The sequence below is a fragment of the Rhizobium sp. Root482 genome, assembly GCF_001426565.1.
Taxonomy (GTDB): domain Bacteria; phylum Pseudomonadota; class Alphaproteobacteria; order Rhizobiales; family Rhizobiaceae; genus Pararhizobium.
Genome location: NZ_LMFA01000013.1, coordinates 1 through 26,464 on the forward strand (window position 1 = coordinate 1; position 26,464 = coordinate 26,464).

Sequence of the window (26,464 nt, forward strand, 5' to 3'; positions counted from 1 at the left end):
TGGAGCAGAGGACTTTGCAAACCATCGACAACCCGTTCGGCACGAGGTTGTCACCGATGTCTTAGGTACGAGGTGTTACCTATGTCTCCGGGTCGGACAAGGAAATTCTTGGTAGTGGACGCAGTCCGTAGCGAACCCGTCTCGGAATTGCTTTTCGCTGATAACGGCGGATTTACAGGGAATTTTCCCATAATTCGAATTCGACATCCATTCCCAATGCAATAAATTCACTTACTATCAATGGTTTAACTTGAGAATACCCTGCTCAATGGAACAGGAATTTTCGTGCCCTAACTGGGAAATTTATCGATGGCGCACCGGCTTAACAGGATGAGATTCTTTGGTTTTTATTCTGTAGCAGCAAGCGTCATGCTTTCTCCGGACCGAACAGTCGAGATCATATCCCGCAGGAAGTGGTCGGACTTCGAATTCTTCAGCGACACCCGGTGACACTTTCCTCAACTTGCGACAGCGAGAAATTGGCTAAACGCGAATGCAGCCGCGCGTCCATACCGCGCACGCTAACGCTCTAGATCCCAAAAACACCAGCGCCTTTTTTGTTGTGGCATTGTCTCGCTGACACTTGACCTTCAGCAAATGCGCACCAGATCACGGCGCTTGTGGGTGAACGCAATGACATATGACTGGGAAGGCCGGCGAAGCCGGAGGATGAAGCTCGCGCGTTTTTGGACGGCGATTATGCTGTCGCTGCTGGCGCTTTCCATCGCACTGTTGCTTTTTTGAAAGTTAAAACACGGCAAGCTGAAAGGGTGCTAGTGGGCGATGGATTGGTCCTATATTCACCAGCCATGGGACTGGGTTGGCCACATGGTGGAGGCGAGTGTGATGGCTGGCACTGTCGCATTGGCGGCCATGGCGTTGTATGAGCGGCGCGTCGCAATTCTGGTTGGACTCGCATTCGCAGCTGGTCATTTTCATGGGAGGGAAAAACGCGACTACGAAATCAGCGTCGATATGAAACCGCCGCACCTGGATGGCTATTTGCTTTGGAACTGGTCGTGGGACCAAAGCACAGACTTTTGGCCGGCAGCGCTGCTCATGTTCTGTTTGTCGGTTTTCATCTATCGGGGAAATCTCCCCCAACATTCCTCGCGTCATCATGGTCGGCCCCTCGCAGGACTACGAGGCTGCCGATGGGGTGGAACCCGAAAAGCTAGGATGCCGCCTGGTAAGTGGTAGTTTTTGGATCCGTGAATCTATGCCGATATGATCTCGTCCATTGGGCATCTCCTGTTAAGCCGCGGCTTTGTCTGCCCCCGCCACAGCGAACCGTCTTGCCGTGTGCAGGGTTGCCGGGGTCGCGCTCGCTCTTCATTCCAATGTCCTTTCGCCAGCCTATGCCGGGCCGAGCGCCTTGCGCATGACTGCGACGCATTGTTTCAGCGGCGGTGTGGGATCGACGTTATATTTCCAGTTGGTCAGTTCGACCGTCAGCGAACCTTCGTAGTTCTGGCTGCGCAGATAGGCGACCAGCGCGTCGAGATCGACGATGCCGTCGCCCCAGGCCAGATGGCTGCCACTGGCATCCGAGTCGGTGAAGTGCACATGCGCGACGCGGCCTGCGAGGTGGATGAAATAGTCCTCGGGCGTTTCGTCAGTCATCACGGCGCCCGCGACGTCGTAGACGGCATGAAGCGCGGAGCTCGAAAGTTTGTCCATCAGTTCGCGAATTTCCTTCGCCGAGCGAATGATGTTGGCAAAGGAGTTCGGCAGCGACTCCATCCAGAGATCGACGCCAAGCTTTAGCGCTCGGTCGCAGAGGATGCCCATGGAATCGACGCACCGCTCCAGAGCCTCTGCGGCCGGTTCATCGCGATAGCCGCCACCAGCGGTCACAAGAAGCGCCGGCGCACCGCATTCGACGGCAAATTCCATCGACTCCAGAAAATAGCGCACCGAACGGTCGCGCAACTCCGGCTCCTTTGCCGAGATGTTGATGGGATAGATGCATTGCTCCGGCGTGAAGGCGACAATATCGAGGCCCATTCCACGCGTTTTCCGTCCAAACGCCCGCGCGTCAGCGAGCGTTTTGTCACCGATGTAGAAATGCGGGGCAGCGGCCCAGAGCTCGATGCGCGAGACCCCGGCATTGCAGACGTCGGCCAGAAACCGATCCATCGTATGCCTCACATAGTGGAAATTCATTACGCTGATGCTGCGCTCATCGAGTGCCATTCCATTTCCTCCGCGGTCGCCGAAATAGGCAGATCAACAATTTCTTCGTCAGATTAATGAGAACGTTCTCTTATGATTGTCGCGGTCTTGGTGCCGGCCTCCTAGCTGCTCAGCAAGGGGGCGCGCGAAGGCCGAATTCGGTGGCGGTTTCTTCGATGAAGGCGGTAACCTGGGCCGCCGTCTGTTCTGGCGTCCAGCCGAGATGCGGGGCGGCGAACTGTGCGGCTGTTTCCGCATGGCGCAGGCCGAGATCCGACTCCCACCCGACGGAAAGGCGGCGACGCAGTATGTCCGAGAGCGTGCAGGCCTGCTCGCTCAGCACCGCATGGGCAACGGAGGCCTGCGTGACACCGTCCATGACGGACAGCGACGCCGTATCGAGCGGCCGCGGCGGGCCGGACGGCTTGAGCCTGCGGGACACCGCGCGCGTAAGCCGCCGTCCGGCGTCGCGATGGGTCATCAGCAGCCCGCCGGTGAACGTAAAGACATTCGGTAGCCCCTCATCGGTAAGATCGTGCTCCTGGACGGCAGGCGTAGAACCGTTTCCGTCCCTGGCAAGGCTGCGGGGCCGCACGCCTGCCCAGGAATAAAGCACGTCCTCGCGCCTCAGTTCGAAACCGGGAAACAGTCGTCCAAGCTGCTTAAGGATGGCGGCGATCTCGGCCTCGGTCGCGCGAAAGCCTTCGGGCCTGCCATCCGAGGCGGAATCCCAGGGGCCGACATAGTGAAGTTCACCCCACGGGATCAGATAGAAGGGCGCGCCCGCCGCGGTGACGGTCTCGAAGCCGATGCCGCGAAGGCTCTCCGGCAGGCGGAGAACGATGTTCGTTCCTTTCTCGCCGGTGTTCTTGCGGATATGCGGCGCACCGGCGATTGCGGTAATCTCATCGACCCACACGCCCGCGCAATTGACCACCGCGCGCGCCAGCACATCGCGCGGCCCCTCGGCGGCCGCCAGAGTAACCCTCCAAAGATCGCCTTCGCGCACCAGCGCGGTCACCGCCGTGTGGTTCAACGCCTCCATGCCGATCGCGCGCGCCTTCATCACCGTATCGACGACGATGCGCTCCGGCCACTGGTACTGATATTCGGTGAAGGTCATCGCGCCACGGATGCTTTCGAGCCCGGCCATGCCTTGCAATGCCGGGTACATCCGCGCCTCCCCGGCAGACAGGATTCGCAGATCCAGTGGAACACTGCCGCCGTCGCTCGCCGTCATCAGGCGGAAGGCGAGCCGCGCCTTCCAGCGGGGAATTGCGTTTTCCCGCGTCAGTGGAACGACGAAGGTGACCGGCTTCACCCGATCAGGAGAGGTCCGCACGAATTCCGCCCGCCCCCGCATTGAGCGGCGCATAAGGCTGAAACATTCGAATGCGCTACGCGGACGGGCGAGAAAGGCCGAGATCGATCCGCTTGCGGCGGACAGATAGCCGAGACCGCAATGCTGTAGCCGCGAGGTTTTGCTCGAGGTGCCCGAGCCATAGTCGTCACGCTCGACGAGCAGCGTGCTGTAGCCCGCCGCCGCCAGATGTTGCCCTGCCGCCGCAGCGATAATGCCGCCGCCGACAACCACTGTGTCGTAAGTCTGGGTCACATTCCATTTCCCACCTGTCGCCGTGCGAGGCGATGCGCTCAACGATGAATGTGAGAACGTTCGCAAAACTGGGGCGGCAGTGTCAAGCCACTTGACGCATGAGGAAAAAATATAATACGTATTATAACGTCATATAGAAAGGTACTGCCATGTCCCTCCCCTCCACCTTTGACGCCGGCGTCATCGCCGCGCTCTCCGCTTTCGACGTAAAGTCGGTGAAGCATGTTTTCTTCATCGCCTGCGGCGGTTCGCTGTCGATCATGCATCCGGCCAAGTTTCTTCTCGACCAGCATTCGCCGCTATCGTCGGATGTCTACAATGCCGCCGAATTCGTCGCCCGCGCACCACGGTCGCTGGATGGAAATTCATTGGTCATCCTTTGCTCCATGACCGGCACGACCAGGGAAACCACCGCCGCCGCCGAATTCGCCCGCTCGAAGGGCGCGGCAACCATCGGCCTCACCGTCGAGCCCGCCTCTCCGCTCGGCAAGGCAGTCGATCATGTCGTCGGCTTCGAAGCGCCCTACACGACCGGCGTGCCGATCGACGCGAAGAACAGCAACTATTCGAGGATCTATCAGGTCGTCACGGGTCTTGTTGCCCTTACCGGCGGCGAGGATCTCACCGAAGCACTGGTCGAGAGCCTCCTTGCGCTCCAGCCGGCGATCGATCGCGCGCAGACAGTCTTTGCGCCGATGTTCGAGGACTATGCGCCGCGCTTCGCCAGGGAAGACGTGATCTATACGGTCGCCAGCGGCGCGAGCTACGGCGCGGCCTATTCCTTCGCCATCTGCGTGCTCATGGAGATGCAGTGGATCAACAGTCAGGCGATCCATGCCAACGAGTTCTTCCATGGCCCCTTCGAGGTGCTGGACAAGGACCGCGCCTTCATCCTCATGAAGGGCCTCGACAGCACGCGACCGCTGGAAGAGCGCGCCGATGAGTTTCTGCACCGGTTCGGCTCGGCGAAGAACATTCTCGTTCTCGATGCAGAAAAGCTCGACCTTTCCGGCATCGATCCGCGGTTCCGCGGCAATGTCGTTCCGCTGATCTTCTTCGACACGCTCTGGCGTTTCGCCTATAAGATCGCCGATCTGCGCAAGCACGAAATGCTTGAGGCACGACGCTACATGAAGAAAATCAGCTACTGACCGGGCCTGGAAGGGCGGATGAAAGAACAAGCAAACCTCTTGCCGCTCTATGAACAGGTCCGGCGCTCGCTCCTGGCCGGCATCGAATCCGGCCAGTTCGCCGAGGGCGGCTTCCTGCCCGCCGAACCGGAACTGATGTCGCTCTTTGACGTTAGCCGGATCACGCTGAGGCGCGCGATCGGCGAGCTTTGCGCCGATGGCCGCTTGCAGCGGCAGCAGGGTCGCGGCACCGTGATCATGCCGGGCAAGGTGCGGCAGACGCTCGTCTCGCTATCGGGCTTTTCCGAGACCATGGACGGCCTCGGCCGAAAGGCCGGCCATCGAATCCTTGCCCGCGACGACAAGCCCGACGCGCCGGCCATCCGCGACCGCCTGCAGGCCCGGGCTCTGATCCGCTTCGACCGTCTGCTGGAGGACAACGGCCGGCCGATGACGCTCGAAACGCTCTGGTTCGATCCGGTGCGGTTCCCCGAGGTCGTCGCACCGGTCGCCGCCGGCGGTTCCTTCTTCGCCGCACTGCGCGACAGAGCAGGCATCGTGCCTGCTCATGCGGAGCGGCAGATCGATGTCGGCTTCCCCTCGACCAGTGAGCGCGGCATTCTGGCCGTGACGGCAGCCCAGCCGGTCTATCGGATCGAAAAGATCGTTACCGATGCTGAAGGGCGCCCGCTCGCCCTGTCGCAACTGGTCACTCCAAGCCATCTGGTCACCTATACGATCAAGACCTAAAAGGTTCGACATGCACGTTTTCGACGCACCCGCCGTTCATGCAGCGCTTCCGTGGGCTTTTCTGATCGAGGCATTGCGCAAGGCGCATCTCGTTCCGATGCCTGCCTCGGATGTCGTGGTACAATCCGACCCCGCGGGCGGTGAGGCGCAGTTCGTCACCCTGCCCGGCTGGGCGCCCGGCGGCCCGATCGTCGTGAAGATGGTCGGCGTCTTCCCGCAGAACGCGGCGCTCCAGCCGCCGCAGCCCGCCGTTCAGGGACTGGTGGCGCTGTTCGACGGCACGACCGGCGGGCCGCTCCTTGCGGCAGATGGCGCGGCGATGACGGCGCGCAAGACTGCCGCAGATTCCGCCCTCGGCGCGGCTATCCTCGCACGGGAAGACGTGGAGGACCTGCTGATCGTCGGAGCCGGGGCGCTCGCTCCGTATTTCGCCGAGGCGCATCTGGCGGCTCAGCCTTCTCTTCGACGGGTCGCGATCTGGAACCGCACCCCGGCCCGGGCCGAGGCGGTCGCGACGCAACTTCGCGAAAAGGGCGTGGACGCCGTGGTCAGCGAGGATCTCGACGGCGCCATCGCGCGCGCCGATGTGGTGTCCTGCGTCACCATGTCGGACAAGGCGCTGGTGAAGGGCGCGCTTCTGCGACCGGGCACGCATCTCGACCTGGTCGGCGCCTATCTGCCTACGCTCAGGGAAGCGGACGATGCGGCGCTGGCGCGCGGTACGGTCTTCGTCGACAGCCGAAACAATATGCACGGTGGCGGCGATCTTTCGCAGGCGGTGGCATCCGGCGCGATTTCCTGGGATGCCGTCAAGGCCGATCTTTTCGAGCTTGTCCAGGGCAAGAGGCAAGGCCGCACCAGCGCCGATCAGATCACGGTGTTCAAGAACAACGGCGGCGCCCATCTCGATCTTTTCACCGCTTGCGCGCTTGCACAGACGCTTGGCTGACCCTTCACGCGTCAGCCAGAACCCGCGCCAGGAAAGCCCGCGTGCGATCGTGCTGCGGGCGCGTCAGCACATCGACCGGACGACCCTGCTCGACGATCACCCCGCCATCCATGAAGATCAGATGGTCGGCAACATCACGCGCAAAGCCCATTTCATGCGTGACGACGACCATCGTCATGCCGTCGTCGGCAAGCTGCCGCATCACGGCTAGAACCTCGCCAACGAGTTCCGGGTCAAGCGCCGAGGTCGGCTCGTCGAAGAGCATAACGTCCGGCTTCATTGCCAGCGAGCGGGCAATCGCCGCGCGTTGTTGCTGGCCGCCGGAAAGCTGCGCTGGATAATAGGTGGCGCGTTCCTTCATGCCGACGCGCTCCAAAAGCACCATTGCCTCTTCGACGGCCTTGGCACGCGGGACGCGCTTGACGAGTACCGGGGCCTCTATGACATTTTCAAGCACGGTCTTGTGCGGGAAGAGATGAAAGCCCTGGAACACCATACCCATGCGCTGGCGCTGGCGGGCAAGTTCGTTGAAGCCCATCTCGTAGAGCCTGTTGCCCTTCCAGCGCACGCCGACGGGTTCGCCGTGCAGGAAAATCGCGCCGCCCGACGGTTTTTCAAGGTAGTTCAGGCAGCGCAGAAGCGTGCTCTTTCCAGAACCAGAGGGACCCACGATGCAGGTCACGTCGCCGCGCATTACCGCGACATCGATACCGCTCAGGACCTCATGCGCGCCGAAGCTCTTGCGCAGGCGCTCGATCTTGAGCAGCGGCTCGCCATTCGTTTGGTCATTCATCATAGGGCCTCCTGCTGGCGCGCGAACAGACGGAAGGAGAAGATTCCACGGAACTTCCCGGGACCGGTGCGGTGCTGCTCGGATTTCAAGCGATGCTCGACGGCATGTTCGACTACGGTCAGGACCGTCGTGAGCACCAGATACCAGATTGTCGCGACGATCAGCAGCGGCACTGTCTGGTAAGTGCGCGCATAGACCATCTGCGCGGAATAAAGCAGGTCGGGCAGCGCCAGCACGGAAACGAGCGAGGTGAATTTCAGCATCGAGATCGTGTCGTTGCCGATCGGCGGAATGACGATGCGAAGCGCCTGCGGCAGCACGATGCGGCGAAGCGTCTGGCCCCGGGTCATGCCGAGAGTTGCGGCAGCCTCCGTCTGGCCGTTGTTCACGGCCTGGATACCGGCGCGGATCATTTCCGCGGCATAAGCGCTTTCGGTAAAGGCGAGCCCCATGATGGCCGCGCTGAACGGGGTGATGAGCGTGTTGGTGTTCCAGGAGAAGAGCTTCGGTCCGTCAAACGGAATCCCGATCGAAATGTCCGGTAGAAGGAGCGCCAGATTGTACCAGAAGATCATTTGCACAAGCGGCGGCACCCCGCGGAAGAACCAGATCCAGCCCCAGCTCACGGCCTGGAAAACGCGGCTGCCAGACAGGCGCATGATTGCCAGAACCACACCGATCGCAAGTCCGAGCACCATGGAGAGGGCGGTCAGCAGAAGCGTCATGCCGAGGCCCGACAAAATGGTTGGGCTGAACATGTATTCGGCAACGACGCCCCACTGCATGTTCTTGTTGGTGATGAGCACTTGCAGGAAAATGATAGCGAAGATCACGAGGACCGCGCCGCCGATCCAATGGCCTACCCTTGGTACCGCAATGGGATTGAGATCGTGGATCGACGGACGGTGTTTTGATTCTTCAGACATCGTCATTCCTTGCTTCCGGTAACGGACGCCCGGCCCGAGGAAACCCTCTGGCCGGGAAGCCGATCTTAGAGGTCCGCCGGGTTTTCTTCCGTGATCAAAAGTGCCTTGGTCAGCATGCCTGAGTCGTTCAGGCCCCATTTGGCCATGATCTTCTCATAGCTGCCGTCGTCGATCATCGACTGGATCGCATCCGTCATGACCTGGCCGATCGGATCACCCTTGCGAACACCGATGCAGCTGTTCACCGGAGACAACACCAGCTCTGACACTTTCAGATCGCCGGTCTGCTTGACCATGTATGCGAGCTTGACGGAGCCAGCCACAGTTGCCTCGGCTCGCTTTGAGCGCACCGCAAGTTCGGCCTGCGCCTGCGTACCGTGCGTCTGCACGGTCAACGGTTTGTCCTTGCATTCGTTGGCATTAAGCTTCTCAACAAGCCCGAGATCCCAGGAACCGTTCAGCACGGCGACCGTCAGGCCACAGGCGTCTGTTGCGGTCTTGATATCGAGTTTGCTATCCGCTGGATAGGCAAACGAGGTGCCGATCTTGCGCTGGGAGACGAAATCCAGCGTCTTTAGGCGGTCGGCGGTGGTGCCGAACGACGAAAAGCCGGCATCGAACCGCTTGGACTGCAGACCGGGGATGATGGCGTCGAAACTCGTGCCTTCGAAGGTGAAGGGTACGCCGAGACGATCCTCCATCTCCTTGGCGATATCGACACTCCAGCCCTTCAGCTGCCCATCGGCGTCAAGGAATTCGTCCGGCGCCCAGTCGTTGAAGACCGCCGCCTTAATACCATTGTCCATATATTCCTGTGGCAGGGCATCGTGCAGGGCGGGGATGACATCGGCGAGAGCCGGCATTGCCAGCACGGCACTTAGAACACAACCAGCCAGAATGGATTTAAACATGACAACCTCCTTTTCGTGGCGAACCCGATGGGCCCGCGGTTTTCGTTCTCTGGTTCCCCTTGCAGATAAAACGAGAACGTTCTCACATATCAGACACGGAGATTGACTATCCGTCAAGCGCCGTCTCGCAAAGAATGCTTGCCAACGGACATTGAAAACAGCAGCCGATCTGTTAACACCTAAGAAGGGCTGTGATTTTTCTGTGAATGCACATGATAAAATTCTCATTCCATAGGCCCAAAAATGTGAGAGGGACGAGCATTTGGCTCCGAAAAGCAAGGCAACCATCGCGGATGTTGCACGCGCAGCACGCGTCTCTACAGCCACTGCGGGGCGGGTGCTCGGCGGCTACGGCTACACCAGCGAAGAGAAGAAGGAGCAGGTTATCAAGGCCGCCCAGGAGCTCGGCTATCGCCCCAACGCGCTCGCCCGCAGCCTCATCACGGGCAAGACTCGTACGCTCGGCGTCGTGGCCGGCGACATCCAGAATCCGTTCTACGCCTCGGTCCTTCGCGGCATTTCCAACGTCGCCGAAGCCAACGGCTTCGGCCTGCTGATCACCAACAGCGACGAGGTCCAAACCAAGGAGATTCACTCGGTCGAACTTCTGGCTCAGAAGCAGGTGGACGGGTTGATCGTTACTCCCAGCGATACGCGCAAGGCGCGGCACCTGCACAATCTCAAGGCCATGGGCGTGCCGCTCGTGCTGATCGACCGCGCGGTCGCCGGCCTGATGGTCGATCGCGTCGCGACCGACAATATCGCCGCCGCCGAACAGGCCGTTCGCCACCTGATCGCGGCCGGGCATCGCCGGATCGGCATCGTGGCAGAGCTTGTGGACGAGGAAAGCGGCGGATTGGATTCGTTTTTGGCCCGCGCGGTCGCCGGCGACCCGATCGAAAGCGAGACGCTTTACCCAAGCTGGCAGCGCCTTCTCGGCTATATCCGGGCACATCGGATCGATGGCCTGCCCGTGGATCCACACCTGACGCTCCGGGCCGGAAACTATTCAGCTGCGGCTGCGCAGGCTGTCGTGCCCGCCTCATGACCGCACCCGATCCACCGAGCGCGCTCTTCACCACGGACGGCACCATGTCCGAAGGCACTATGCGGGCGCTCACCGAGCTCAAACTGTCCATCCCGCACGATCTCTCGCTCATCTGTTTCGATGACCTCGACTGGATGAGCTTCCACCGCCCCGGCATCACCACTGTGGCACAGCCTCGCCTCGCGATGGGCGAGGCCGCTGCACGAATGCTGCTAGAGCGCATTCGCGGCGAGGACTATCCGCCGCGGACCGTACTTATGCCCGCCGAACTGGTCGAACGCGGCTCCGTCGCCCGGCTCTGATTTCCGCGAAAACCGCCCTGGCATGTTGCGGTAGCTACATCAAAGTGCTGTGCGTCAACGTTTTCACGCGCGATTTGTCTACCGATCCTGCGTGAAAGTCCCCAAGGGATCCTGCTCACGTCTCGCTCAACCTTACTCCCCCTGCTCCCAGCGGCAGGTGTTCTCGAGCACGGTGACAGGAGGAAACCAGTTGCTTTTCACGAACCAATTCTGTAGTTGAGAACGTTCTCAGTTCCTTCTCAGGAGAGTTTATCGAATGCCGCGCTCCGCAAGAATTCTCGCTTTTGGTGATAATGTGGTCGATTGCTATCGCGACCAGAATCTGATGTTCCCCGGCGGAAACTGTGTGAATCATGCCGTCTTTGCGCGCCGCGCAGGTGCCGAAACGGCCTATGCGGGTGCGGTCTGCGACGACGCCGCCGGGCGCCTGATCCGCCAGGCACTGATCGAAGAAGGCGTTGACGTTTCGTCGCTGCGAAAGGAGCTGGGACAGACGGCCTATTGCGTGATCGAGACGCAGGATGGCGACCGGGTGTTTGTCGGCGCCAATCTCAGCGTGTCGATTATCGCACCCTCGCCAGCGGACCTCGCGCGGCTTGCCGATTTCGATGCGGTCCATACCGGCAGATCGAGCCATGTCGATGCCTGGTTGTCGCGCTTCGCCGAGGTGACGAAGGTGTCCTATGATCTCGCGACCGTTCACGATCCCGAGCGCATTGCCGGGGTCGCCCCCCATTGCTTTCTTCTCGCGTTTTCCGCTGGCGGCTTAACGCGCGAGGAAGCGGTGGCGCTGGCGCAGCGGGCACGCACTGCTGGCACGCGCTGGAGCCTCGTCACGCGTGGCATCGAAGGCGCCCTGCTGGTGGGCGATACCGGCGTGTTCGAGGCACCGGCCCAGCCCATCGACGCCATCGACACGCTGGGCGCCGGTGATACCTATATCGCCAACGTCCTGGTTGGTCTGCTCGACAGACGCAAACCGGAAACGATCCTGATGGGGGCTGCGGAGGCGGCGGCAAAGACCTGCCTGATACGTGGCGCTTTCGGACATGCGGCCCCAATGAATGTCGATTTATCCAACATGATGAGCCTGGAGGAAATCTACCGCGCCACCCGCCCCGCAAGGGCGCCGGAGAATGTTTGACACCGCCGCTGTAGTCTCGGACCCACGGGGGGCGCAGACGACAACGCTCTCGGCCTCGAGCGTATCAGCCGCCTCGGGCGAACTAAGGCGACCTGTTGAATTCCAAAACTAGAGCGAGATATGCCGACCGGACGGCGGCATGGCCCGTCGGCCCGCCGTCAAAACTGAACGCAGAGGCGTAGCGCATCAAGGATAGATGCGTGGACAGATCTGCTCGCGACTGCATCACCAATCCGGTGCAATTCGAAACCGTGTCTGGGACGCTCACGAAACGGTGGGGTGCCAGTCAGCGAAGAGATGTCGGTGGTTCCATCGTTGCTCGAAAGTGGCCTCAGGTCTTCGAAAACATCTGCAACTGGAATCGTTCCGTTTTCAATGACGACCTGGGAACATGTCATCCGCAGGTCTTGACCAGTCAGGAGATGCCTTAACACCACGTCGCGACGACCGGCGTTCGCCGAGACCTCTACCAGTTCATACTCGGTCAGCGTCCGTATCTGCAGTTCGGCAAATGCCTTGCGATAGACAATTTGCGAATGAGGCTCCATTTCCTGCGCAATCATCGGATCATAAGCCACGAAGGAAACCGATTTTCCGAGCGTCGCCATCTGTATCGCAGCTGACGGCCCCGGGTGGCGGCCAGTCCGGTCGAAAAAGAGGATGTCTTCAGTTGCCGATGATGGGCTGGCCAGAATATCCCATACGCTCAAGCAAAGCTCGGATCCAGCGAATGTACCAAAATCGGGAATGCCGCCGGTTGCCATAATAACCAGGTCCGGCGCCTCTGCGGAAACGGTTTCAGCATCCACATAACTGTTCAGCCTGACATCGACGCTTAGGCGCTCTAATTGGGCTTCGCGCCAGTCGATGATGCCTTTCAAATCGCGACGAAGATGAACCTGAGTCGCCAAGACCAATTGTCCGCCCAGACGATCCGTCGCTTCGAACAGCGTGACGCTGTGTCCTCGTTCGGCCAGGACGCGGGCCGCCTCTAGTCCCGCAGGACCGCCGCCGACCACGACTGCCTTTCGGCCCGGCGCAGGAGAGCGCCCGACCACCTGGGGCAGGAAGGTCTCCCGGCCCGTCGCAGGATTGTGGATGCAATGGACGGCGCGATAGAGACAGTGCGATGCACCGACACAGGGGCGGATCTCGTCTTCCTTGCCGGCAAGCAGTTTATTGACGATATGCGGGTCGGCCATATGTGCCCGGGTCATGCCAACCATGTCGAGTAGGCCCTCGCTGACAGCGAATCGCGCGGTCGCCAGGTCGGAGATCTTTGCCGCGTGGAATACCGGCAGATCAGTCTCCGAACGGAAGGCGCCGACCTTCTGTAGCCAGGGCGCCGAGATCGATGTGATATCCGGGATGTTATAAATCAAAAGATTGAACCGCGTGTCGAAGCGACCGAAGATGCAGTTGAAGAAGTCGATCAACCCCTCGCGCTCCAGCACATTGGCCACCTGCACCGCCTCGGAGAAGCTCAGGCCATCAGGATGATCCTCGTCGATTGTATAACGGATGCCGACCGGAAAGTCCGTGCCAGCCTGCTTGCGGATTTCCTCGTAGACCATCCGCAGAAACCGCATCCGATTTTCGAGCGAGCCGCCGAATTCGTCTGTACGGCGATTGACCATCGGCGACAGAAACTGGCCGATCAGATGGCCCCCGGTCAAGGTCTCAAGCCCGTCCAGCCCACCCGCGCGCGCGCGCCGCGCAGCCTGGCCGAAATCATGGACGATGCGGGCAATATCGTGGTGATCCATCTCGCGCGCGAAATTGCGGTTATAGTCCTCGCGCGAATGTGAAGGTCCGAGGGCTGGCAGCCATTCACCCTTTGTAGCGTCGGCCCTGCGGCCGACATGCGAGATCTGACACATCAGAGCCGTGCCGTGCCGATGGATGCGATCTGCGAAACTTTGAAAGACCGGAATGACAGCATCGCTTGTATAATCGAGTTGCGATCCTCCCCAGCTTGAATCAGGCGATACCCGGCCGGAACCACCGAACATCGTCAGCGCCAGTCCGCCCTTGGCTTTTTCCTCGTGGTAGCGCTGGTATGCCTCCATCGGGTAACCGCCCTCGTCTAGGCCAGTTTCATGGCTGGTGCTCATGATCCGGTTGCGCAATTGCAGCCGGCCGACGCTGAGAGGACGAAGGAGCGGGTCCTTGTGTCGTGTAACCACCTGGCTCGGCTGGTCCTGCAGGCTGAACGGTGCAATCGAGCTTTCCAATTGCGCCTCTTCGGGGACATGCGTTTCATAGGTGGATCTATCGCGGTGAGAATGATCCGTCATGCCTGTTCTCCAAAGCCAGTCGTCGCGATGCGTCCCGAAGGATGCCCGTTTCCACGTGCCGCCGGCCGACAATAGCCTGCTCTCGTGATGTCCGACAGTTCCACGACGTCATATGCGCTCGAAAGCGCATCGGGCTCTCTCGTATTGCCGAGACCGCGGCCGTTCGGCGCGAACATAAACCCGTTGGACATGCTGAATGCCTCCATCAGCGGTTTCGACGTTATCAGGCGGACATCGGATATGCCCGCCCGGACGCCCGTGAAGCTACCTTCAGCGCGCGCGATACTCTTCGATCTCGGCCAGCGCGTCGCTGATCTGGATCAGCTCGACTTTGTAGCCGTTCGGATCCTCGACAAAGGCGATCACCGTATGTCCGAATTTCACCGGGGCGGCCTCGCGCGTCACCTTGCCGCCGACCGTCTTCACGTGGGCGCAGACAGCCGCAACATCATCAACGCCGAGTGCGATATGGCCGAAGCCATTGCCGACATCGTAGCCATCGGTCTGGCCCCAGTTGAAGGTTAGCTCCAACGTGGCACCGTCTTCTTCCTTGTCGCCGTAGCCCATGAACACCAGCGTGTATTCCGCTTCGGCGACGACGATGCGGCGGAACTCGCGCATGCCGAAGGCCTGGCTATAGAAGGCGACGCTTTCGTCCAGATCACGCACGCGGATCATGGTGTGCATATATCGATTACTGTGTTGCATTTCATAGTCTCCTTGTTGAGCTGCTTTTCCGACGATCGATCCACCCGCTTCATCGACGATGGCAAGAGATTGAGCGGGGAACGAAAGGGGTGTGTGGTTCTACTTCGCCTTCGAGCGGCGGCCGAAAGCCGTCATGAGCACGAAGGCCAGGATCGTGATGCCTGTGATCATGGAGGAGACCGCGGCTATTGTCGGGCTGATATAGAGCTGCATGGTGTTCCACATCTGAACCGGCAATGTTGTCATGCCCGGCCCTGCGAGAAACAGCGCGATAATGAACTCGTCGAACGACACCAGGAACGCGAAGAGGGCGCCGGCGACGATGCCGGGGCGGATGATCGGCATGGTAATGCGGAAGAATGTGGTAACCGGCCCGGCGCCGAGCGTACTTGCTGCGCGTTCAAGGGTCGCCGGAAAGCTCTGCAGGCTGCCATGCACATTGAGAACCGTGAATGGCAGGGCGAGTACCGTCTGCCCGAGGATCACGGCTACCCAAGTGCCGACCATATGCAACTTGGCGAAGAAGAAATAGAGGGCGAGAGCCAACGATACCGTCGGCACGATCAGCGGCGAGATGATCAGTCCGATCAGAAGCTTCTTGCCCGGACCAACCATGCGGCTAAGCCCCAAGGCCGCCATTGTTCCGAGCACAGTGGCAAGCACGGTCACCGTACAAGCGGTCAGCAGGCTCGTCCAGGTGGCGCGCAGCCAGTCGGGGTTCGACCAGAATTCCTCGTACCAGCGTAACGAAAGATCGGTTGGCGGGAATTTCAGGTACTGATTGTCATTGAAGGAGATCGGGATCACCATCAGCGTTGGCACGACCAGGAAGGCGATCACGCAGTGGGCGAAGATTGATGTCTTGATCGAGGTATTTCGTCTGCGGTCCAGCATGTCAGCCCCTCACCGAAACAAGATTGCTAAGTTTGGCAAAGCGGCTGTAGACCCCTAGCAGGACGATCGTGGCGACGAGCAGCAGCGCGGACAGAATAGCCGCCGAATTCCAGTCTCCCATCAGCACGACTTGCTGCTGGATAAGCGTGCCGATCATCGTTTCGCGGCGCCCGCCGAGCAGCGCCGGCGTGACGAAGAAACCGAGGCCCATGATGAACACCAGCAGTGCTGCGGCCGAGAGGCCGGGCAGGCTGAGCGGAACGAAAATATGCAGAAAGGCGCGGCTCGGGCTGGCGCCAAGGATTTGCGCCGTCTGCACCAACCGGCTACGAATGCCGACCATCACCGCGTACATGGTGATGATCGCGTAGGGCAGCAGTATCTGGACCATGCCGATGGCGACGCTGACCTGGTTGTAGAGCAGTTTCACCGGCTGTTCCGTCAGACCGCTCTGCATGAGAAACGAATTGATGATGCCGGCATCCTGCAGCAGGGCGATCCAGGCATAGGTCCTTACCAGCAGGCTGGTCCACAGCGGGAACGTCACCAGCATCAGGTAGATCCGCGCGCGCTGCGTTTCCATCCGGGAAAGATAGTAGGCCGTGGGGTAACCAAGGAGGATGCAGCCGATCGTCACCACCAACGATATCTCGAACGTCGTGCCCATGACACGCTGGTAGCTCGGCTCCTGGAGGGCCTGACCGAAGCTGGTCAGGCCCGGAGCGATCCCCGCTTCGAAAGGCGCCATGAACATGATGGCTGTCGGAAGAACATACATCACGAGAAGGTAGGCAAGGCATGGAAAGATCAGCCATGCTGTTTTCTGTTTCATCTGAGTGCCTCGAAGGGAAATCGGTATGGATTACTGCGTCAGCCAGGCGTTGTAGCGCTTGTAGGCGCTCATGAGGTTGTCGGCCCACCAGGCGATATTGGAGTTGACGCCCTGTGCCGCCTGTTCGGGCGTCGGCTGGTACTTCAGGCTCTCGGGGCTGATCATAGCTTGGATGGCGGCGTCGCCCTCGACGAAGCCGAGGTCGCTGGCGATCCCGGCACGTACGTCCGGGCGCATGGCGAAGGCGATGAATTTCATTGCTCCCTCGGGATTCTTCGAGCCCTTCATCACCGTGTAGTAATCTTGGTGATAGACGGCCTCGTTCCAGACGAGACCAACGGGCTGGCTGGCCTTGGCGGCAGCCGTGACACGGCTGGTCCACGCCGTACCAAGGCACGCGGAACCGTCGGCAACGAGCTGGATCGACTGCGCGCCTGAATCCCAGAACGTCACAACCTTCGGCTGGATCTTGTCCAACTGCTTGTAGGCAGCCTCAAGATCGATCGGATAGATCGCACCCCGATCGACACCCGTTGCCAGCGCTGCCGCTTCCAGGTTGTCGACCGGCACGTTACGCATGGTGCGCGCGCAATCGTATTTTGCGGTATCCCACCACTCGGCCCACGACTTCGGCGGCTCTTTGACGAGGTTGGTATTGTAGGTCATCACTAGCGCATAGGCGGCGGCTGGCGCGCCGTATTCATTGAGGACTTCGGGAGAGAAGCCGTCCTTCGGCACGACCGACCAGTCGATCGGCAACAGGATGCCGTCCTGGCTCGCCTGCGCCACATCGGTGTCGCCTGTGTAAAATACATCCCAGACGACATTACCGGATTTGGCCATCGCTTGCGCCTTGCCGAGCGCCGTCGTGTGGTCGGCAATGACCTTGATGCCGGTCTCTTTCTCGAAGGGTTCATAAAGCCGCTTGGCAAGAGACTCGGCCATGGCGCCGCCGGCATCGGCAACCACGATCGAGCCCTCTGCCATAGCAGGCGCATGGCTGGCGACGAGCGCCAGCGCTCCAGCAAGAATAGGGGTGAATTTCCGGCGCTGGCGCGATGGAGTATCTGCTGCATTTCGCATGTCTTGTTCCCTCTTTCGTTGTTGATCTTCAGGTTTTGCGAGGTTTTCATTTCCTCGCGGCAAGGGGCCAGGATCCGTCCAGAGCCTACTTGTTCAGCAAAACGATCTTGTCGGTGGGCCAGCGGAGACGCACAGTCTCGCCGGTAAACCGCGCCACATCCGTCACGGTCGCCCTCGCGGAGATTTCGGCACCGCTTTCCAGCTGGCCGCGCAGCGTACTGGTTTCGCCGCGGTAGACTACATCGTTGACCTTGGCGGTGACGAACACGGTGTTCGCGTCTTCGGCGCAATCGACGCTGCACAGGCGGATGTGCTCAGGGCGTATGGAGGCCGTCAGCTGAGTGCCAGCGGAGAACGGCTGCGATGCGAGGACCTTTGCTTTCGCGCTGCATTCGAGCACCAGTAGGCATTGCCAGCCGTCTCCGCACCGGACACAGTCTTCGACCGTGGCCGAGAGAAAATTCGATTCTCCGACGAACCCGGCAATGAAGCGGCTTTCCGGGCGCTCATAGAGCGATACCGGGCTGCCGACCTGGGCGATCTCACCATCGTTGAACACGCACACCCGATCGGACATGGTCAGGGCTTCCCCCTGGTCATGCGTAACGTAGAGAGTGGTGATTCCAAGGCGCTTCTGAATCTGCTTGATTTCCAGCTGCAGGCGCTCGCGCAGCAGACGATCGAGGGCGCCAAGCGGCTCGTCCATCAGCAGTATCTGCGGTTGGTAAACGATTGCCCGGGCGATTGCCACGCGCTGCTGCTGTCCGCCGCTGAGCTCGATCGGCAGGCGTTGGCCCATGCCGTGCAAGCCAACAATTTCCATTACATCGCTTACGCGCCGTGCACTGTCCGCCTTGTCGACGCTACGCATCGCCAGAGGGAAGGCAACGTTCTGCGCTACGTTCATATGCGGGAAAAGCGAATAGTCTTGAAACACCATGCCGATGTTGCGCTGGTGCGGCGGCACGTTGGTAATATCGCGCCCGTCTATCCGTATATTACCTCCAGTCGGAGAGATGAAACCCGCTACCATGGATAGCGTTGTCGTTTTGCCGGAACCGCTGGGCCCTAGAAACGAAACGAATTCACCACTCTCCACCTCCAACGACACGCCACGTACCGCCTGTGCTCCTCCGTAGGTCTTCCAAATATTCGTAAGCGAAAGCTTTGCCATGTTCGTTCCCAGTTATTGGTAGAGGCGTTAGAAGCCAGCCTTTGGCTTTGGATTCGAGCCGTCGGTGAAGCGGGAGTACCGGAACGACGTGGGGTCCACGATCGGCGGCTTTCCGGTGACGAGATCAGCCATCAGGTGCCCCGCGCCCGGCCCCATGCCGAAGCCATGCCCCGAGAAGCCGCAGATCAGGAAAAGTCCCGGTATCTTTTCGATATCCGAAATCACCGGAACGGCATCCGGCGTGACGTCAAGGAGCCCGCCCCATTGCTGAGCGATCGGTACATCGGCAAACTCGGGTAAGGCTGCAACAAGCGCCTTGTGCGTATTCTTGAGCAGGCTTTGCACGGGAGCCGGATCGAGCACCCGGACCTGCTCGAATGGCGATATTTGGTCGAGGTTCCAGCTGTTGGTCCGCGTCCATTCGCGCAGCGCGCGCCGACCGAACCTGAAACCCAGACGTCGCCAGGACATGGTAAGCATGGCGAAATAGTCGCCTGCAAAACGGAAGCTGTCCGGTGTAATGTCGGTCAAGGTCGCAAACGGATCGCCAATCGTAAAACCGCCATCGAGCCGTTTTCGCAGGGAAAAACGATCACCGTAAAGGGTGGGTGCGACCGCAGATTCAAAGGGGACCGTGCGCATCGCTGACGCCTGCACCAACAACTGCGGTAGGCGCACGCCGAGGCGGCGCAGGAACAGGGTGCTCCAGCCGCCACCCGCCAGAACGACGCTGCTGCACTTGATACGGCCATGTTCCGTCACAACGGCCGAGACGCGACCGGCGGACAGCTCAAGACCACGGACCGCGCAGCGGGTGAATATCTTCGCCCCCATTTTCCGGGCACCATTGGCAATGGCTGGCGCCGCCATCTGCGGCTCTGCACGCCCATCGTCCTCGGCATAGAGCCCGCCGGCGAAAGCGCCGCCACTCGCGGGCACCATCTGGTTCATTTCTGCGGCGGAGACCAGTCGGGCGGGGAAGTCGAACTGCCTGGCGTCGTCAAGCCACGCGCTGCCGGTCGCCTGCTGCTCGATCGAGGTAAATGCCCGCAGCGACCCGGTTCGGCGATAACCGGTTTCGCCACGGACGCGCTCGTTCATTTCGGACCAGAGGCGGCCACTTTCCAGACAAAGCGGCAGTTCCCGCATATCGCGGTTTCGGGCCGTGACCCAACCCCAGTTGCGGCTGGACTGCTCGCCGCCGACATAACCCTTTTCGCAAAGGGAAACATCCACGCCTCTCTCGGCAAGGAACAGCGCCGTGCTGACGCCTGCGATCCCCCCGCCGATCACCACCACCTCGGCGCGTTCCGGAAGGGATTCATCCCGTTCTGCGAGATCGACCATCGGACCCAGGTATCGTTGCATCAAACTCCTCCAAGCCTCACAGACGGCAGCGCCCAGTGATGAAGGGAATAAATCCATCAATATGTACTCGTGTCAATTGGTTTTTTTACGCGCGTAAATATTGCTGGTTTTCGTGGTATGCGTTAAAGCGGTGAACGCGACCCAAAACTGCAGCCGGTGGAAAATGTCTAAAAACGGTAGCGTTATCAGAACGATGGATGACTTTTCGAAGGCCTGCGGCATCTCCCGGCCAACGCTTTCGAAATATTTCTACGACCCAGAATCCGTGCGCCCCTCAATCCGAAAGAAGATTGAGACGGCGCAACAGGCACATGATTTCAATCCGAGTTTTTATGCGGTGAACATGAATCGCGAGAAGACTCGCAATATCGGGATTTTGGTTCCGGTCCTCTCCGACCCCTACTATGCCGAGATGGTGCGGCAGTTCGAAAGCCTGTGCCTTGAAGCCGGATACTGGGCAGTCGTGATGAGCTCGCACGGTGACGCCAAGCTGGAAGTCAAGGCGATACAGACGCTGCTTTCGCTGCGCATTGCTGGGGCAATCGTCGCGCCCATAGGCTTTCAATCCGATGTTGAGACGCTCAGACGCCTCAAGGAAAACACGCCAACCGTGCTCTTCGATGCCTCAATAGGCGATTTGGCGCCTTTCGTCGGCTCCGACAATCTCCAGAGCACATCATTGATGACTGACTATCTTTGCCGTACCGGATCAGCGCCGATCTTCATGGGGATCCCACCGGTCAACGAAAACGCGCATGGACGGCGGCAAGGATATATTCAGCAGATGCAGAAAGGTGGCTTCGAGCCCCGCTTCATGCAGGACACCACGGACACATGGAAATTCGAGGCGGTCGGTTATCAGCTGATGGATGAGATGATTTCGCGCGAAGACTGCCGCGGCTTGACCATCATGTGCGCGAGCGACCGTTTGGCGTTCGGCGCAATGTCGGCGGCCTTTCGCCGGGGGCTTCGGATCGGCCGTGACCCGGAGGCGGACATCCGCATCGCGGGTCACGACGATCATCCCCTGAGCCGATACATGAATCCGCCACTAACAACGGTCGCGCAAAATTACGACGCCATAGCGGCCCACAGCTTCTCGATACTCCTTCGCGCAATCAAGTCTGAAGACATGGACGCGCTTCCCCGCGTCACCCTGGTGGAAGCTGCGATACAAATGAGATCCTCGGCCTGAGAAGTAGCCAGCCCGGTTTGGACCCGCCTAGCCGGGGCAATGTCGCAGAAACCACGACCGCGACCTAAGGCCGTGATATATCTTGAGTGGCTAACGTCGCCGCACGAATAACCGTCAAGCATTCCGATCCATAGAGCCATCATCGTTAGAGACGAAGCGCTGGCCGACAACGGTGAGATCGCGGTTGTCGCCGGGTTGGCAGCAAGGTCGATAATGGCCAACCCACGCTTTGCCGCCGCCGCCGCGCAGGTTGCGGCGGCGGTGGTAATGATCATATCGGACCAAAGACTTCGCTGATCTCCGCCGCAGCCGCCTGCCACCTGAGCACGGTAGTGTCAGATTTCCGAGATAAGCTTTATGCGCACGCCGCGGCCGAAGTCGCGAACAAGGTCCTGTCTTGCTTGCCAACGAGGAAGCGTCCAAAGTGGAGATCACCTGATGACCGACGGGTGCGGCTAGTTCGTGCACTCGGTATCCTGGAGCGCTTGGTTTATCTCGGGCTGCTTAAGGTTGTCGGTAGTAATCGTGATGGTTCCAATTTTTTCGGTCGATTTCATCAGCGCCTCCCCTTTAAAGGCTTTGACACCCATTTCAACACCACGAATTCCGATTTCCTGAGCCTTCTGGGAGACAATTGCCTGGATTTCGCCGGCCTTCAGCTGGCCGACCATTGTGGGCGACGCATCGAACCCTACGACCTTTATCTTCCCGAGTTGATCAGCAGCGCGAAGAGCAGCTACATCGGCAGCGTCGATGTGGCCTTCGACGTTATCGGCGGAGACATCCAGAAGCGGTCGGCAGCGTTGGTCCGTTCAGGTGGTGTGTGGTCACTGTTGTCGGGCCGACGGATGTGAGGCCAGAGGATGGTTTGACGATTGATTTCGTCGTCGAGGTTGACCGCGCCCAGCTCGGCGAGGTCGTTCAGCGGGTCCGTGACGGACGGCTGCGCATAAATATCGGCACGGTCGCGTCGCTCGATGATGCTGTCGCCACCTTTAATTCGACAGAGCGACGCGCGGGCAAGACCGTCATCCGCGTTCGTTCGTAAGGATACGTCGGTCATAGGCCGAAATGAAGTGGGGGTGACAAAGCTGCCCCCCTCTGGGACCTACAGACGGTAGCCGGAAGGACGCAGTGGCTACTACGCCGCGTGGGGCAACGCTGCCTGTCGCGGAAGGCGGAAACCGATCGCTATGCGGTTGAACTTGTTCATCGGGTGGATTGCGATTGTGCGATCTCTTCCTCCAGAAGCAAGTGGTTGTTCGTCCGTGCGAAAACCGTTACGGCTCAACGCTCCTGTAGGTCCAGGTATAAGACCCTGCCGGGTGACATCTCTGTCCACTATCAGCGCGTATCCCGCCTTTCCGCCAATGTCGATCTCGCTGGAGAATCGGCGTGATTTGTGCCGCAGCGAGATATTAGGCTACATTCTTCAATTGTTGGGAAGTGCGGACGGTGGACTGCCCGAAGTATGAGGGCAATTGCCGCATGACTTCGCCGGCGAGCGCCTGGGCGTTTTCCTGCGCCTTTTCGAGATTGCTGACGCTGCGCGGATCCATCGTGTAGAGCGTCTTGCCGCAACCAAAGACGTCGCGATAGGCCGAGCGTTCGATGATTGGCGTGTCGAGCACATGCACGCGGCGCGATGCCAGCAGTCCCTTGACCGCCAGAAGGGCGCGGGTGGTCACCATCGAATTGACACGGGTCAGCACGACCGAATGCGGAATGCGGATATTCGCCTTGACTTCCAGATATTGCAGGAGTTCGATGACATGCGCGCCGCCCTGGGCATCCATGGCCGAACCCTGCACCGGTATCAGCACATAATTCGAATAGCCGATCGCCTTGGCGAGCAGCGGGCTGCGCGCTCCCGGAAGATCGATCAGCACCACATCGGCGCGGCTGCGCTCCTCGGCGATGTGGCGGTCGATGGTCCCCATCGTGACATAGGACGTCACAGACAGGCGATCGCCGCAGACATTGTCGGAGGAATCATGCCAGCGGGTGATCCAGTGTTGGGGATCGGCGTCGAGCACGGCCACCTTGTGCCCCATGCGCGCGAGTTCGGTGGCGACGAGCAGCACGGCTGTCGTCTTTCCGGCCCCGCCCTTGGTATTGGCAAAGGTGATGACTGGCATGGCGATCCCTCGAAATCCGGTTCGTGAGCTCTGTCATCGCTCTGTCCCGCACCGCCCATGGTGCTTCGCGCATGCTCGCCAATTATGGTTAACAATCGGTGAAGCCGGACCTATTGACGGCGGTCGATCGCCAGGATTTCGCGTGCGATCTGGTCGAGCGGAACCACCCGGTCGACGCCGCCATGGGCAATCGCTTCCTTCGGCATGCCGAAGACGACGGAGGTCGCTTCGTCCTGCGCAAGCGTGAAGGCGCCGGCCTGGTGCATCTCCAGCATGCCGCGCGCACCATCGTCGCCCATGCCCGTCATGATGACGCCCGCGGCGTTGCCGCCGGCCGAGCGGGCGGCCGAGCGGAACAGCACATCCACCGACGGGCGGTGTCGCGAGACGAGCGGCCCGGTTCGCACGGTGACATGGTAGCGCGCGCCCTGCCGCTCCAGCATCATGTGCTGGTCGCCCGGCGCGATCAGAACATGGCCGCGTAACACCGGGTCGCCATTGACGGCTTCCTTGATCTCCACGTCGCACAGACTGTTGAGACGCCTGGCAAAGGCCGCCGTGAATTTCTCCGGCATATGCTGCACGATGACCATGCCCGGCGAATTCGCCGGCAATTGCTCAAGCATGACGCGCAGCGCTTCCGTGCCACCTGTGGATGCACCGACGCAGACCACCATCTCCGTGGTCTTCGCCATGGCGCGGCCGCTCGGTGGCGGCAGCACGGCGTCGGCCGTCAATTTCGCGGTGGTGCCGCCGGTCGCGACAGTGGCCCGCCGCGATCCGCCGAGTCGGGCCTGCGCGGCGCGGCGTCGGGGCATTTGATGGGGTATAGCGTGTCTGCCAGCATGATCGCGGTGCGAATCGAGCGTCGCTCGGAAGAGATGGAACTGGTTTCGTTGCTGGAAGGCGCGCGCTCGCAGATCGAGCAGCGCTTCCTCGATGGCGGCGCCGTGCTCCTCTCGGTCCTCGACGTGCTCAACCGGCTCCTGTCGGTCCTGGAGACCCTGACGACCTCGCTCGACGAAGACACGGCCCACGCGACCATCGGCCGCCTTGCCGACACCGCCACCCAGCTCACGGCCCTCCCCGCCACGGAGGCGCTTCGCCAGGAGCGGCTGTCGAGTGTCGCCGAAACCGAAAAATCGCTCGGCGGCTATATCGCCGACATGCTGGAAACACTGCGATATCTGCGGACATTCGCGACGACCGCCAAGATCACCGGCGCCGGCATCCCTGATTTCGCAGGCTTTGCCGAAGAGATCATCGCGCGCATCCAGGCCGGAGCGACGCAGGTCAATACCTTGTCGGGCCAGATCACGGCGCTCGACAACACGATCCAGCTCGCCACCGCCGATGGCGGAGAAACCCTTGAACGCTTCCAGAAGAGCGTGCCCAGCATCGCATCCAATCTGTCGCGCAATGCCGCCGACCTCACCGCACAACACCGCCGTCTGGCGGACCTGGCCGAAAGGGTCGGGAAGCTTGCCCGGGCCGTCCAGACGAAAGTCGGCACGACCCTGTCGGCCATGCAGATCGGCGACATTACCCGCCAGCGCATCGAGCATTGCCAGGCTGCCTTCACGCTGCTCGAAGACTACCTTGCCTCCCCTGAGGCAACCGCCCTCGACCGCGACGCACGGACAAGGCTGACGGCCATCGTGCGCCAGCTGGTCTTCGACCAGCTTCGTGAAATCGCCGCCGATTTCGACCGCGACTGTGCAACCGTCGTCAAGACGATCCTCGGCTTCAATACGGATATCACCGGGCTTCTCGGCCTGCATCAGGAGATGGAGACAGCCGAAGGCGGCGGTGCAGGAAGCGCAATGCGCACATTGGAGGCCGACGTTTCGGCCGCCCGCGCGGTCGTGCATGTCATCGAACAGATGGCGGACAGGGCAAACGAACTGGGGCGCGCGACCGTCGCGACCGTTCGCGAATTGCTCGATGGCGTGGAAACGATCAAGCTGATGCGGACGGACATCCAATACATGGCGCTCAACACCAATCTGCGCTGCAGCAAGCTCGGCGAGGAAGGCCGCGCCATCGGCGTGGTTACCGCCGAACTCCGCTTTTTCTCCGGCATGCTCGACGATACCGCCCAGAAAATCCTGACGGCGCTGCATTCGCTCGAGGCCGATGCGACGAAGCTGAGCGAAACGGATTCGCCATCCGCTGACGAGGGCTCGCTGGATACCCGCCTGGAAGAGGCGCTTGACCGCATTCGCAACGCCGGCGATCGCATGGAGCGTGACATGGACGCGCTGCGCGCCTGCAGCCAGGACGTTTCGACCAAGGCGGCGACATCGGTCACCAGGCTCGATTTCAAGGCAGATCTCGGTGACGTACTCGTCGAGTGCGCCAACCGCGCGGGCGACCTCGTCGATTCCGGCGGGCTCGACACCATCGGCCTCGAAGCGTCCCTGGCCGATCTTGGGCCACGGATCGCGAAGGCATACACGATGACGTCCGAACGCGAAATTCACGCACGCATCTTCGGCACCGCCACCGACATGCCCACCGCAGGCCCTGCCGCCAGCGACGACGATCTTTTCGAGGACGCCCTGTTCTAGTGGCTTTAAAGTCTAGCCGCGTTCGCTGAATCGGCAAAGGGAGTGGTCTTGAAGAGATACGCAAGGACGCTCAATTTCATGATGTCTATCCGGGTCACGCAGTTCTTGACATGTGATTAGTAAGATCTCGGGCCAACGCGTGTCGAGGTGAGACAACGTTGCCGAGGCTCACAATGATAATCAACAGCCGGCGGCCGTGGCCCGGCCTCTACTGCCCACCTGGGCAAATCGGCCTCGGTAAGCGCAAGAGCGTCGAGGCCGATGACGGCATGTTCTACATCAGGCCAGAACGACCGCCTTGAAAGGAATCGAACCGACGGCACATTCCTGATTGAATTCAATCCGCTGAAAACGGATGGTTCTTGACCTGAGACCCATCTTCCCTCCAGTTTTCAGGAGAGTCTTGGGTTTTCAATGTGACTTTAGGCGGCCAGTTTTTCCATAGCCATTTTCATTGCGAAT

Annotated in this window: 21 protein-coding genes and 3 pseudogenes; 9 read left to right on the forward strand and 15 right to left on the reverse strand. The window is 60.5% G+C overall.

The annotated features are described in order from the left end of the window. Window positions 1–1,356: 1,356 nt before the first annotated feature. Together ASD31_RS11450 and ASD31_RS11455 are read right to left on the reverse strand one after the other, a co-directional pair. Entirely contained in the window at window positions 1,357–2,196 is an 840-nt protein-coding gene (locus tag ASD31_RS11450; protein WP_056333265.1) for a sugar phosphate isomerase/epimerase family protein, read from the reverse strand. A gap of 109 nt (window positions 2,197–2,305) precedes the next feature. Next, complete coding sequence (locus ASD31_RS11455; RefSeq protein WP_056333267.1) at window positions 2,306–3,790, reverse strand: FAD-dependent oxidoreductase; 1,485 nt, start codon at window positions 3,788–3,790, stop codon at window positions 2,306–2,308. 149 nt (window positions 3,791–3,939) lie between these two features. Between ASD31_RS11455 and ASD31_RS11460 the strand changes: the two genes are divergently transcribed. From ASD31_RS11460 to ASD31_RS11470, 3 genes are read left to right on the forward strand one after another with little or no spacing between them, the layout of a single operon-like run. After that, window positions 3,940–4,941 carry an SIS domain-containing protein gene (locus ASD31_RS11460; RefSeq protein ID WP_056333270.1) on the forward strand — a complete coding sequence of 334 codons (1,002 nt, stop codon included), beginning with the start codon at window positions 3,940–3,942 and terminating at the stop codon, window positions 4,939–4,941. 18 nt (window positions 4,942–4,959) lie between these two features. Further along, window positions 4,960–5,670, forward strand: coding sequence for a GntR family transcriptional regulator (locus ASD31_RS11465; RefSeq protein ID WP_056333272.1), 711 nt, complete (start codon window positions 4,960–4,962; stop codon window positions 5,668–5,670). Window positions 5,671–5,680: 10 nt separating this feature from the next. Next, on the forward strand, window positions 5,681–6,619 hold the full coding sequence (locus ASD31_RS11470) for an ornithine cyclodeaminase (RefSeq protein ID WP_056333275.1): 939 nt from the start codon (window positions 5,681–5,683) through the stop codon (window positions 6,617–6,619). A 4-nt stretch (window positions 6,620–6,623) separates the two neighbouring features. Here ASD31_RS11470 and ASD31_RS11475 read toward each other — a convergent pair whose 3' ends face one another. From ASD31_RS11475 to ASD31_RS11485, 3 genes are all read right to left on the reverse strand, one after another. Further along, entirely contained in the window at window positions 6,624–7,415 is a 792-nt protein-coding gene (locus ASD31_RS11475) for an amino acid ABC transporter ATP-binding protein (protein ID WP_156392613.1), read from the reverse strand. Then, entirely contained in the window at window positions 7,412–8,338 is a 927-nt protein-coding gene (locus ASD31_RS11480; RefSeq protein WP_056333353.1) for an amino acid ABC transporter permease, read from the reverse strand. The genes ASD31_RS11475 and ASD31_RS11480 overlap by 4 nt, the downstream gene beginning before the upstream one ends. A 65-nt stretch (window positions 8,339–8,403) precedes the next feature. After that, window positions 8,404–9,249 carry an ABC transporter substrate-binding protein gene (locus tag ASD31_RS11485; RefSeq protein ID WP_056333277.1) on the reverse strand — a complete coding sequence of 282 codons (846 nt, stop codon included), beginning with the start codon at window positions 9,247–9,249 and terminating at the stop codon, window positions 8,404–8,406. 337 nt (window positions 9,250–9,586) lie between these two features. On the opposite strand from ASD31_RS11485, the pseudogene ASD31_RS26755 reads away from it, so the two are divergent. The 3 genes and pseudogenes from ASD31_RS26755 to ASD31_RS11495 form a co-directional block, all read left to right on the forward strand. Further along, window positions 9,587–10,021: pseudogene (locus ASD31_RS26755) on the forward strand (LacI family DNA-binding transcriptional regulator); the annotation flags it as partial. Window positions 10,022–10,104: 83 nt separating this feature from the next. Further along, entirely contained in the window at window positions 10,105–10,599 is a 495-nt protein-coding gene (locus ASD31_RS26760) for a LacI family DNA-binding transcriptional regulator (protein WP_244483824.1), read from the forward strand. A gap of 256 nt (window positions 10,600–10,855) precedes the next feature. Beyond that, a complete protein-coding gene (locus tag ASD31_RS11495; protein WP_056333280.1) occupies window positions 10,856–11,743 on the forward strand; it encodes a PfkB family carbohydrate kinase in 888 nt (295 codons plus the stop codon). Window positions 11,744–11,901: 158 nt separating this feature from the next. Here ASD31_RS11495 and ASD31_RS11500 read toward each other — a convergent pair whose 3' ends face one another. From ASD31_RS11500 to ASD31_RS11535, 7 genes are all read right to left on the reverse strand, one after another. Further along, a complete protein-coding gene (locus ASD31_RS11500) occupies window positions 11,902–14,040 on the reverse strand; it encodes an FAD-dependent oxidoreductase (protein WP_156392614.1) in 2,139 nt (712 codons plus the stop codon). Window positions 14,041–14,310: 270 nt separating this feature from the next. Then, complete coding sequence (gene gloA / locus ASD31_RS11510) at window positions 14,311–14,748, reverse strand: lactoylglutathione lyase (protein WP_056333284.1); 438 nt, start codon at window positions 14,746–14,748, stop codon at window positions 14,311–14,313. A gap of 99 nt (window positions 14,749–14,847) precedes the next feature. Beyond that, window positions 14,848–15,642, reverse strand: a complete 795-nt coding sequence (locus ASD31_RS11515) for an ABC transporter permease (protein ID WP_056333286.1) — start codon at window positions 15,640–15,642, stop codon at window positions 14,848–14,850. Window position 15,643: 1 nt separating this feature from the next. Further along, entirely contained in the window at window positions 15,644–16,474 is an 831-nt protein-coding gene (locus tag ASD31_RS11520; protein ID WP_056333289.1) for an ABC transporter permease, read from the reverse strand. Between the two features lie 30 nt (window positions 16,475–16,504). Beyond that, the gene (locus ASD31_RS11525) at window positions 16,505–17,557 is read right to left on the reverse strand and encodes an ABC transporter substrate-binding protein (RefSeq protein WP_082520528.1); all 1,053 of its coding nucleotides are present in this window, start codon (window positions 17,555–17,557) and stop codon (window positions 16,505–16,507) included. Window positions 17,558–17,642: 85 nt separating this feature from the next. Further along, a complete protein-coding gene (locus ASD31_RS11530; protein ID WP_056333294.1) occupies window positions 17,643–18,731 on the reverse strand; it encodes an ABC transporter ATP-binding protein in 1,089 nt (362 codons plus the stop codon). Window positions 18,732–18,758: 27 nt separating this feature from the next. Next, entirely contained in the window at window positions 18,759–20,078 is a 1,320-nt protein-coding gene (locus ASD31_RS11535) for an NAD(P)/FAD-dependent oxidoreductase (RefSeq protein WP_056333296.1), read from the reverse strand. A 184-nt stretch (window positions 20,079–20,262) separates the two neighbouring features. Here ASD31_RS11535 and ASD31_RS11540 point away from each other — a divergent pair, with 184 nt between their 5' ends. Next, window positions 20,263–21,294 carry a LacI family DNA-binding transcriptional regulator gene (locus ASD31_RS11540; RefSeq protein ID WP_056333299.1) on the forward strand — a complete coding sequence of 344 codons (1,032 nt, stop codon included), beginning with the start codon at window positions 20,263–20,265 and terminating at the stop codon, window positions 21,292–21,294. 455 nt (window positions 21,295–21,749) lie between these two features. Here the strand turns inward: ASD31_RS11540 and ASD31_RS25440 are convergent, their stop codons facing one another. Continuing rightward, window positions 21,750–22,082 (reverse strand): substrate-binding domain-containing protein, encoded by a 333-nt coding sequence (locus ASD31_RS25440; protein WP_082520529.1) that lies wholly within the window; start codon window positions 22,080–22,082, stop codon window positions 21,750–21,752. Here ASD31_RS25440 and ASD31_RS26765 point away from each other — a divergent pair. Then, window positions 22,035–22,342: pseudogene (locus ASD31_RS26765) on the forward strand (zinc-binding dehydrogenase); the annotation flags it as partial. The gene ASD31_RS25440 and the pseudogene ASD31_RS26765 overlap by 48 nt on opposite strands. 370 nt (window positions 22,343–22,712) lie before the next feature. Here the strand turns inward: ASD31_RS26765 and ASD31_RS11555 are convergent. Further along, window positions 22,713–23,432 (reverse strand): ParA family protein, encoded by a 720-nt coding sequence (locus ASD31_RS11555; RefSeq protein ID WP_056333305.1) that lies wholly within the window; start codon window positions 23,430–23,432, stop codon window positions 22,713–22,715. A 110-nt stretch (window positions 23,433–23,542) separates the two neighbouring features. Further along, window positions 23,543–24,241 (reverse strand): annotated as a pseudogene (locus ASD31_RS11560) (chemotaxis protein CheB); the annotation flags it as partial. A gap of 24 nt (window positions 24,242–24,265) precedes the next feature. Here ASD31_RS11560 and ASD31_RS11565 point away from each other — a divergent pair. Further along, the gene (locus tag ASD31_RS11565) at window positions 24,266–26,002 is read left to right on the forward strand and encodes a chemotaxis protein (protein WP_156392615.1); all 1,737 of its coding nucleotides are present in this window, start codon (window positions 24,266–24,268) and stop codon (window positions 26,000–26,002) included. The last annotated feature ends 462 nt before the right edge of the window (window positions 26,003–26,464 follow it).